This window comes from Mesorhizobium sp. WSM4850 (assembly GCF_055811735.1).
The window spans coordinates 65,300-74,164 of record NZ_JBVVPV010000035.1 but is presented as its reverse complement, the minus strand read 5'-3'; the positions used below and the strand labels follow the sequence as shown (position 1 = coordinate 74,164).

The 8,865-nt window shown below is 63.1% G+C and carries 10 protein-coding genes; 5 read left to right on the top strand and 5 right to left on the bottom strand.

Going from position 1 to position 8,865, the window contains the following annotated elements; genetic code table 11:
• Positions 1-50: 50 nt before the first annotated feature.
• The 4 genes from AC0L2Z_RS26050 to AC0L2Z_RS26035 form a co-directional block, all read right to left on the bottom strand.
• The gene (locus AC0L2Z_RS26050; RefSeq protein WP_473629676.1) at positions 51-1,379 is read right to left on the bottom strand and encodes a L,D-transpeptidase family protein; all 1,329 of its coding nucleotides are present in this window, start codon (positions 1,377-1,379) and stop codon (positions 51-53) included.
• Positions 1,380-1,672: 293 nt separating this feature from the next.
• Positions 1,673-2,623 (bottom strand): acetyl-CoA carboxylase carboxyltransferase subunit alpha, encoded by a 951-nt coding sequence (locus AC0L2Z_RS26045; RefSeq protein WP_473629675.1) that lies wholly within the window; start codon positions 2,621-2,623, stop codon positions 1,673-1,675.
• A 99-nt stretch (positions 2,624-2,722) separates the two neighbouring features.
• Positions 2,723-3,640 carry a site-specific tyrosine recombinase XerD gene (locus tag AC0L2Z_RS26040; protein ID WP_128176117.1) on the bottom strand — a complete coding sequence of 306 codons (918 nt, stop codon included), beginning with the start codon at positions 3,638-3,640 and terminating at the stop codon, positions 2,723-2,725.
• Positions 3,641-3,645: 5 nt separating this feature from the next.
• On the bottom strand, positions 3,646-3,798 hold the full coding sequence (locus AC0L2Z_RS26035) for a histidine kinase (RefSeq protein WP_091593135.1): 153 nt from the start codon (positions 3,796-3,798) through the stop codon (positions 3,646-3,648).
• A gap of 274 nt (positions 3,799-4,072) precedes the next feature.
• Here AC0L2Z_RS26035 and AC0L2Z_RS26030 point away from each other — a divergent pair, with 274 nt between their 5' ends.
• The 4 genes from AC0L2Z_RS26030 to AC0L2Z_RS26015 all read left to right on the top strand — a co-directional run bounded on the left by AC0L2Z_RS26030 (position 4,073) and on the right by AC0L2Z_RS26015 (position 7,638).
• Complete coding sequence (locus AC0L2Z_RS26030; protein WP_287346673.1) at positions 4,073-4,678, top strand: shikimate kinase; 606 nt, start codon at positions 4,073-4,075, stop codon at positions 4,676-4,678.
• The gene (aroB, locus tag AC0L2Z_RS26025; protein WP_473629674.1) at positions 4,675-5,859 is read left to right on the top strand and encodes a 3-dehydroquinate synthase; all 1,185 of its coding nucleotides are present in this window, start codon (positions 4,675-4,677) and stop codon (positions 5,857-5,859) included. The genes AC0L2Z_RS26030 and aroB overlap by 4 nt, the downstream gene beginning before the upstream one ends.
• Positions 5,856-6,749, top strand: coding sequence for an HlyC/CorC family transporter (locus AC0L2Z_RS26020; protein ID WP_027153417.1), 894 nt, complete (start codon positions 5,856-5,858; stop codon positions 6,747-6,749). Before aroB ends, AC0L2Z_RS26020 begins: the two co-directional genes overlap by 4 nt.
• Positions 6,750-6,834: 85 nt before the next feature.
• Positions 6,835-7,638, top strand: coding sequence for an alpha/beta hydrolase (locus tag AC0L2Z_RS26015; RefSeq protein WP_473629673.1), 804 nt, complete (start codon positions 6,835-6,837; stop codon positions 7,636-7,638).
• Positions 7,639-7,641: 3 nt separating this feature from the next.
• Here the strand turns inward: AC0L2Z_RS26015 and AC0L2Z_RS26010 are convergent, their stop codons facing one another.
• On the bottom strand, positions 7,642-7,944 hold the full coding sequence (locus tag AC0L2Z_RS26010) for a BolA family protein (protein ID WP_077372975.1): 303 nt from the start codon (positions 7,942-7,944) through the stop codon (positions 7,642-7,644).
• A gap of 191 nt (positions 7,945-8,135) precedes the next feature.
• Here AC0L2Z_RS26010 and AC0L2Z_RS26005 point away from each other — a divergent pair, with 191 nt between their 5' ends.
• Complete coding sequence (locus tag AC0L2Z_RS26005; protein ID WP_036262308.1) at positions 8,136-8,765, top strand: J domain-containing protein; 630 nt, start codon at positions 8,136-8,138, stop codon at positions 8,763-8,765.
• Positions 8,766-8,865 lie beyond the last annotated feature (100 nt).

Below are 8,865 nucleotides of genomic sequence, written 5' to 3'. Positions count from 1 at the left end.
GGTTGAGGGCCTGTCTTCCTGGCCCCCATCTCCGTGTTCAGCCATGAAGCTCAGCCGCCGAACATGCCGAGCAGCTTCTTCTTCAGCCTTGTCGTCCGGCTTTCACCGGCATTCGCCGCCTGCGTTGCGGCCGGGGCGGCATCGGGGGACGACGCGATTGTCGCGGTAGCGACAGGCGCTTCGGCAGCGGCCCTGGCCTCCTCCTCTTCGGCCAGCGAATTGATCCTGGCCGTTTGCTTTTCGGCCAGAGCCTGAGCCTTGGCCGCCTCTTTCTCGGCCTTGGCCGCTTCTATCGCGGCAAGCCTTTGCTCCTTGGCCTTCTGCTTGGCGGCCTTCTCCGCGTCGAGCGCGGCCATCTTGCGGCCCGCCGGCGAATCGATGCGGCCCATGCGCGCCGTCTCGGTCACCGAGCCGTCGGCGTTGAACGACGGCGGATCGATCGGCACGCGTTCGCCACGGGCGCGTTTCTTCGACCACTCGGAAACGATGCTGGCTTCCTTGATCCCGCCGATGGTCGGCTTGGGCGCCGGCACGCTGGCCTTGACCGCGCCGTTGAAAGCCGCCTCGTAGGTGCTCTGGTAGGCATTGAAGGCGCTCTTCAGCGAATCCGGCTGCGTCGTCGCGGGGCAGGCGCCGGTCGGATCGAAGGTCTCGCCGTCAGGCGCGACCTGGTTGAAGACATAGCGCTTCTCGCAGACATCGACCTTCGGCGGCACTTTCGTGATCTCGAAATTGTCGTAGCCGACCTTCAGCATCTTCCAGAATTCGTAGTTCGGGTCTTTGCGATAACGCGCCATGTTGGCGGCGGTCATGCGGAACGGAAAGGCCTGGATCTGGAACTCGGTCTGCCCGCCCTGGAAAGCGTCGCGGCCGAAGGCGTAGATCTGCTCGATCTGCGCGTCGGTCATCGAATAACAGCCCGACGACGAGCAGGCGCCATGGACCATCAGATGGGAACCGGTGCGGCCATTGGCGCGGTCGTAGACGTTGGGATAGCCGATGTTGAAGGCAAGGTGGTAGCTCGACCGCGGATTCATCTGCGCCGGACGGACCGTATAGAAGCCCTCCGGCGCCTGGCGGTCGCCTTCGGCGTATTTGGGACCCAGCTTGCCCGACCATTTGCAGATGTCGTAGCTGGCGACCAAGTCATAGCGGCCGTTGGTCTTGGCCTTCCAGATTTCGAGCTTGCCCTCTTCCTTGAAGATGCGGGCCATCACCGGCGAGGTGCGGGTCATCCCCTTGGCCTTCATGCTGGCCAGGATTTTTTCGGGCAACGGCTTGTTGGCGTGGGGGGCAAAATCCTTCATCGAAGAATCGTTGCAGCCAGCGACGCCTATCGCGGCAATCACAAGTGCGGTGCGGGCAAGCTTGGCAAACATGGCTATGTCTTTTCTTTCGGACCGCAGGCATCAGGGCCGACAGGCCCAACCCTAAGCCCGTTAACCTTGAAAATTCCTTACCGCAGCGCCGGGCCTTACGGCAATCCGATTGAAACGAGTGCAGCGGCATTTTTGTGGCGAAGGTGCTTAATCTCGCCACATTGCGGCGTCGAAACCGTCCGGCGGTCCGTCCGACTGAAATCGGCCGGCCTGAATCCCCTTGTTCGACCACGCCTTTTGCGAAAACCGGTACCCACTTTTTGCTGCGCTGAGCTTCGGTTCGGGATCATAGTCTAGAGGTTTCGCCCCATAGCCAGATATTTCTCGCGGCGCTGCTCACGAAAATCGGTGTTGGCGCCGGAGAATTCCTTCATCGTTTTGGCAATGAAATCGCCGGTGGCGGCAATCACCGTTTCCGGGCCACGATGAGCGCCGCCGAGCGGTTCGGGAACGATGGCGTCGATGATCTTCAGCTCCAGCAGATCCTGAGCGGTGATCTTCATGTTGGTCGCCGCATCCTTCGAGCGGGTGGTGTCGCGCCACAGGATCGAGGCGGCGCCTTCCGGCGAGATCACCGAATAGATGGCGTGTTCGAGCATGTAGACGCGGTTGGCGGTGGCGATCGCGATGGCACCGCCCGAGCCGCCTTCGCCGATGACCACCGAGATCGACGGCACCTTCAGGCGAAGACAGGCCGAGGTCGAGCGGGCGATGGCTTCGGCCTGGCCGCGCTCCTCGGCATTGACGCCGGGATAGGCGCCGGCCGTGTCGACCAGCGTCAGCAACGGGATATTGAAGCGGTCGGCGAGTTCCATCAGCCGCACCGCCTTGCGATAGCCCTCCGGCCGCACCGAGCCGAAATTATGCTTCAGCCGGCTGGCCGTGTCCGAACCCTTTTCCTGGCCGATGATCGCCACCGGCTCGCCGCGGAAGCGGGCGAAGCCGCCGACGATCGCCTGGTCCTCGCCGAAATTGCGGTCGCCGGCAAGCGGCGTGAAATCGTTGAACAGCCCCTTGATGTAGTCGACGCAATGCGGCCTGTCCGGATGGCGCGCCACCTGCACCTTCTGCCACGGGGTCAGTGCCTTGTAAGTGTCGCGCAATGCGTCGCGCACGCGTTTCTCGAGACGGCTGATCTCATCGCCGACATCGACCGCCTCGCCATTCTCGGCGAGCTTCTTCAACTCGAGGATTTTGCCTTCGAGATCGGCGACCGGCTTTTCGAAATCGAGGTAATTGTACATTCTTGGGCGGACCGATAAGCCGGGAGGCAATGACTGACGGAACCTGGAAAATAGAGGCTCCGGGCGGTGGAACGTCGTCCTCACATAGCGATATGACGCCTAGTCGGCAAGCGGATGATGATCGTTGACCAGCCGCACCAGCCGCTCCTCCAGCACATGTGTGTAAATCTGCGTCGTTGAAATATCGGCATGGCCAAGCAACTGCTGCACGGCCCTGAGATCGGCGCCGTTCTGCAAGAGATGGCTGGCAAAAGCATGGCGCAGCACATGCGGCGATATTTTCGCCGAGGCGATGCCGGCCCGCGCGGCAAGGCCCTTCAGGTCGCGGGCGAAGACCTGTCTCGATAGATAGCCGCTGTCGCTTGCCGCCGGAAACAGGAACGGGCTATCCGCCAAAGCCGGCACCGTTGCCCGGGCAGCGAGCCAGGCCCGCATAGCGATGCGCGCCTTTGCCGACAGCGGCACCATGCGTTCCTTGTCACCCTTGCCGCGCACCATGAAGAAACGATCGTCGCGCAGCGCCACCGTCACCGGCAGGCCGACCAGTTCGGAAACCCGCAGGCCGGTGGCGTAGAGCACCTCGACCAGCGCATGCAGGCGCAGCGCCGCCAGGCCGTCGCCATCGTTCAGCGAGGCGCCAGCTGCCTCCTGCGCCGCACGGTCGATCAGCCGGCCGGTGTCGGCCTCGCTCATCGTCTTCGGCAGCGGCCGGCCCTTCTTCGGACTGTCCAGGGTTCCGGTCGGGTCGTCGCCGCGCAGACCCTCGGCGTAGAGGAACTTGAAGAACTGGCGCATCGCCGACAGCTTGCGTGCCTGCGAGGTGGCGGCAAAGCCGCGTGCGGCTATCTCGTCGAGATAGTTGCGGATATCGGCAGCGGCGGCACCAGCGAGCCCGCCGTCGATCTCGGCTGACGCGTCTTCGAGGTCGCGGCGATAGCTGGAAAGCGTATTTTCGGCAGCGCCGCGCTCGGCGCTCATCATTTCCAGAAAGGCTTCGATGCGGGCCGCGCTGTTCATGTCTCTCAGTTCTTCTTGGGAATGAGCTTTTCGGGAGGGATGCGCACGCTCATTTCGGCCTTTCTCGGCTCGACGAACATCGCCAGAGCGAACATCGCGCCATAGACAATGCCGGCCAGAATCGTGAGCGTCACGACAAAGCGGAACAGTGTCGGCATCAATTTTCGCCCGTCTTGTTGTTCTGCGTTTCCAAACCCAGTGCCCTTATGAGACGCCAATCCGGCCAATTCAAGGGCGAAGCGCGGACGACGTGCGGCGGCGCCACGCTTGACGCAATCAGGCTTTTGATGTCGATACGCCGGCAAAGAGGGGTCTAAGCAGGCATTCGTGGGCTAGCCCGAAAATGCCTGCCTGGATTCTTTGGCTTGTCGCAGGTTCTGTCGCAAAACCTGGGATAGCTTTGCGGAACCTGCTTAGAAACATAATGGTGTCATGAACGCGTTGCCAGCCAATCCTCCCGATGAGAGCCATGCCGCGCTGCTCGGCCGGCTGGGCAGCCGTTCCATTGTCTTTGTCGGCCTGATGGGCGCCGGCAAGACGGCGATCGGCCGCAAGGTGGCGGGGATGCTGGGACTGCCTTTCATGGACAGTGATCAGGAAATCGAAAGCGTGTCGCGAATGAGCGTCCCGGAACTGTTCGAACGCTATGGCGAGCCCGAGTTCCGGGCGCTGGAGCAGCGCGTCATCCTGCGCATATTGGAACACGGCCCGCAGGTGCTGTCGACGGGCGGCGGCGCCTTCATGAGCGCGCCGACGCGGGAGGCCATTGCCGGCCATGGCGTGTCGGTATGGCTGAAGGCCGAGATCGACCTGTTGATGGACCGCGTTTCCAAGAAGCAGAACCGGCCGCTCCTGAAAAGCGCCGATCCCCGTGCCGTGATCGCGCGGTTGATGGCCGAGCGCTATCCGGTCTACGCAACCGCCGATGTTACCGTGCCGACCCGCGACGATCGCAAGGAGGTCATCGCCGCCGAGGTGGTGAACGCGCTTTGCGGGTATTTCGGCGTGGCAGCCGCGACAGGCGAGGTGCGCCCGTGAAAAGCAACGCGACAGTCACCGTCGAAGTCGGGCTCGGCGATCGCGCCTATGACATATTGATCGGCTCCGGCCTGCTGTTGCGCGCCGGCACCGAGATTTCGCGCCGCCTGCCCGGCACGCGCGCCGCGGTGATCACCGACGTCAATGTCGCCGCCGCCCACCTCGAGACGTTGAAGGCCGGCCTCGAAAAGGGCGGCATCCAGCCTGCGGTCATTACTTTGCCGGCGGGAGAAAAGACCAAGAGTTTCGCGCATCTCGAAGAGGTGGTGGACGGCGTGCTCGCCGCGAGACTGGAACGCGGCGACGTCGTCGTCGCTCTCGGTGGCGGTGTCATCGGCGATCTGGCCGGCTTCGCCGCCGGCATCGTGCGCCGCGGCATGAATTTCGTGCAGATCCCGACTTCGCTGCTGGCGCAGGTCGACTCTTCCGTCGGCGGCAAGACCGGCATCAACAGTGCGCGCGGCAAGAACCTCGTCGGCGTTTTCCATCAGCCGAAACTGGTGCTGGCCGACACCGAAGTGCTCGACACGCTGCCGATCCGGGAATTCCGGGCGGGTTATGCCGAACTCGCCAAGTACGGGCTCATCGATCGCCCCGACTTCTTCGCGTGGCTGGAGGAAAACTGGGGCAAGGTGTTCGCCGGCGGCCCGCAGCGGACCGAGGCCATCGCCGAGGCCTGCCGCGCCAAGGCCGATGTCGTCGGCCGCGACGAGTTCGAGACCGGCGACCGCGCGCTGCTCAATCTCGGCCACACGTTCGGCCACGCGCTCGAGGCCGCCACCCGATATGACAGCGCCCGTCTCGTCCACGGCGAGGGCGTCGCCATCGGCATGGCGCTGGCCTATCGCTTTTCGTCACGCCTCAACCTGGCAAGTCCCGACGATGCGGCGCGCGTCGAGGCGCATCTTCGCGCCGTTGGCCTGCCCTGGCGCATGGCCGATATTCCGGGTGAATTGCCTGACGCCGAGGCGCTGCTTGCCTTTATCGCCCAGGACAAGAAGGTGTCGCGCGGCGCGCTGACCTTCATCCTGACGCGCGGCATCGGCCAGGCCTTCATCGCCAAGGATGTGCCGGCGTCGGAAGTGCTGTCGTTTCTGAGGGAGAACCATCCGGGTCAGCAGAACAGCCGCCCGGGTCGGCCGGGAGGCCGACCGGGTCAGCCGAGAGGCCGACCGGGATGAGCGAGGCCGGCTGGATTGTCGCTGCTGTCCTTGCCGGGCTCGGCCTGCTCGCCTTTGCCTTTCGCGCGCGCCTGCTCGCCGCCTTCGGCTATGAATTGCAGCGCATCGAGCCGCAGCATTCGAACCATGATGAATCGCGGGGCGCCGTCGACGATTTTCGTCGCGACGGACAGGTGGTGCGCGAGGATCGCGCCCGCATCGGTCGCCTGTCCGATCTCGATGAGCTCGAAGTGTCCGATGTCATGGTCCATCGCACCAACATGCGCTCGGTCAATGCCGACAATCCGCCGGAAGCGGTGGTGCGCGAGATCCTGCAGAGCCCGCATACCCGCATGCCCTTGTGGAAGGGCTCGCTCGACAACATCGTCGGCGTGCTGCACGCCAAGGACCTGCTGCGCGCGTTGAACGATGTCGGCAACGACTTTTCCAAGATCGATGTGATGAAGATCGCTTCAAAACCGTGGTTCGTGCCCGATACCACGACGCTGCAGGAACAGCTCAACGCCTTCCTGCGGCGCAAGGCGCATTTCGCTATCGTCGTCGACGAGTATGGCGAGGTCGAGGGGCTGGTGACGCTGGAGGACATCATCGAGGAGATCGTCGGCGAGATCGCCGACGAGCACGATATCGACATGCAGGGCGTCAAGCAGGAAGCCGACGGCTCCGTCGTCGTCGACGGCACTGTGTCGATCCGCGACCTGAACCGCGCGCTCGACTGGGACCTGCCGGACGAAGAAGCCACCACCATTGCCGGTCTCGTCATCCACGAGACGCAATTGATCCCGGACGAGAAGCAGGCTTTCACCTTTCACGGCAAGCGCTTCGTCGTCATGAAGCGCGACAAGAACCGGATTGCAAGGCTGAGGATCAGGCCGGCCGGCGAGATTTAGTTCTAATAGGTTCTTTCGCGGCTAATCAATCCTGGACGTTCGCCGCGCCGGCGTGCACTTTCGACCGGGCTGTCTGGAGGTGACGGTGATCGATCGGCGAACCCTGCTTTTGATGACGATGGCTTTGTCGACGGCCAGCGCTTCGGCGGCATCGCGCCGGCTTTCGCCATCTCCGCAAACTGTCGACTACGGTCCGGCCAGGCTCGACATCTACGCGCGCGCCGGCGCCAGCTCCCTGCCTGTGATCGTTTTCATCCATGGCGGTGCCTGGCGAGCCGGCAATCGCACCAACGTCGACGTCAAGCCGGACTTCCTGCTCGACAATGGCTTCTGCTTCGTCTCGATCGACTACCGGATGCTGCCTGAGGCTGATGTCTCCACCCAAGCCAACGATGTCGAGCAGGCCTATCGCTACGTGCGCGCCAACATCGCCAGATACGGCGGCGATCCGAACCGGATTGCGGTGATGGGCCATTCGGCCGGCAGCCATCTCGCCGCACTGACCGGGCTGCGCGGCGGTCTGCCCGGCGTCGCGGCGCTGGTTCTGAACGATACCAGGGCTTATGACCTGGAGGCGCTTGCGAGGAGCGGCAGCATGACACGGGCCTATGCGAAGGCCTTTCCCGACCCGGCGCAGTGGCGAACGCTGTCGCCTGCCACCCATGTCGGGAGCCGCAAACATCCGGCGACCTTCATCGCCTATTCGCGCGCAGCGGGTCGTGCGGCAGCCTCACGGGCCTTCGCCGAGCGCCTGCGGGCGACTGGAACGGAGGTGACACTGTTCGATGGCAGCGCCTATTCGCACATGTCGATCAATCGCGATTTCGGCGACGAAGGCGACGCGTTGACCGGTGCGGTGATGATTTTCCTGAAGGCAGCGCTCGGCTGAGGTCTACCACCTGGTCTTTTCGTCCGGCGCGGCCGGCTCGATCGCCAGCGCATGGACACCAGCCTTCAATTCGTCGGCCAGCAATGCGTTGACCGCGCGGTGGCGCTCGATGCGACTCATGCCGGCAAAGGCTGAGGAGACGATGCGGACGCGAAAATGCGTCTCACCGGTGCCGTCATAGGTGCCGTGATGGTCGGAGTCCTGATGGTGATGGCCGGCATGGAGATGGCTTTCGTTGATGATGACCAGCCGCTCCGGCGAGAACGCCTTCTTCAACTTGCCTTCCATCGTCGACTGTATGGACATTCTTACTTCCCTTCACCACATATGGCGGGTGCAACCCCCGAAAATCGGCGGCCTTTGCGCGTCTGGAAGGACGCGCGGCGCCGCCGTCGCGACAAAATTCGCCGATCGCCCGCTTTATGCCGCGATTCAGCGGTTAGGGCGATCATCGCGAAAATGTCAATTCTTGTTTCGCACCGGCGAACAGCCCATAAATGGGTGAGATGAAACCGTACCCCAAATATTTCGAGAAAATTCGCATCCGCCCTGAGAAGGATGCGGAGCTGAAGTCTCGTTCGCCGATCTGCCAGTGGGACGGTTGCAAGGAGGCCGGCACCCATCGCGCGCCGGTCGGGCGCATGAAGGAGGGCGAGTATTTTCAGTTCTGCTTCGATCATGTGCGCGAGTACAACAAGGGCTTCAATTATTTCTCCGGTGTCCCCGATACTGAGATCGCCCGCTTCCAGAAGGAAGCGATGACCGGCCACCGGCCGACATGGAAGATGGGCGTCAACGGCGCCTCGACGCGCTCCTCGCCCGATTTCGCCCAGCAGCGTTCCGGCCGCGCCGGCTACTACAACCGCATGCGCGATCCGTTCGACCTGTTCAAAGGCCCGAAGGACCCGCGCGAGGCGCGTGAGCGCAAGGCCAAGCCGCTTGAGGCCAAGGCGCTGGAAACGCTTGGCCTTGATACAAAGGCGACTGGCAAGGATATCAAGGCGCGTTATAAGGAACTGGTGAAACGCCACCATCCGGATGCGAATGGCGGCGACAGAGGTTCGGAAGACCGGTTCCGCGATGTGCTCCAGGCCTATCGCGTGCTCAAGCAGGCAGGATTGTGCTGAGCGACCTTACGGTCCGTGTCGTTTTCCAACTTTCATAAGGTTGGAAAAGGCTCTAAGACCGCCCCCGGACAAAATCGATTGCCGGCGAAATCAGGCGCTT

What these genes read in the sequence shown, in the direction of transcription:
- AC0L2Z_RS26030 (WP_287346673.1), top strand. Translation starts at nt 4,073, where the DNA reads ATGAACGCGTTGCCAGCCAATCCTCCCGATGAGAGCCATGCCGCGCTG.
- AC0L2Z_RS26050 (WP_473629676.1), bottom strand. Translation starts at nt 1,379, where the DNA reads ATGTTTGCCAAGCTTGCCCGCACCGCACTTGTGATTGCCGCGATAGGC.
- AC0L2Z_RS26045 (WP_473629675.1), bottom strand. Translation starts at nt 2,623, where the DNA reads ATGTACAATTACCTCGATTTCGAAAAGCCGGTCGCCGATCTCGAAGGC.
- AC0L2Z_RS26020 (WP_027153417.1), top strand. Translation starts at nt 5,856, where the DNA reads ATGAGCGAGGCCGGCTGGATTGTCGCTGCTGTCCTTGCCGGGCTCGGC.
- AC0L2Z_RS26035 (WP_091593135.1), bottom strand. Translation starts at nt 3,798, where the DNA reads ATGCCGACACTGTTCCGCTTTGTCGTGACGCTCACGATTCTGGCCGGC.
- AC0L2Z_RS26005 (WP_036262308.1), top strand. Translation starts at nt 8,136, where the DNA reads ATGGGTGAGATGAAACCGTACCCCAAATATTTCGAGAAAATTCGCATC.
- AC0L2Z_RS26010 (WP_077372975.1), bottom strand. Translation starts at nt 7,944, where the DNA reads ATGTCCATACAGTCGACGATGGAAGGCAAGTTGAAGAAGGCGTTCTCG.
- AC0L2Z_RS26040 (WP_128176117.1), bottom strand. Translation starts at nt 3,640, where the DNA reads ATGAACAGCGCGGCCCGCATCGAAGCCTTTCTGGAAATGATGAGCGCC.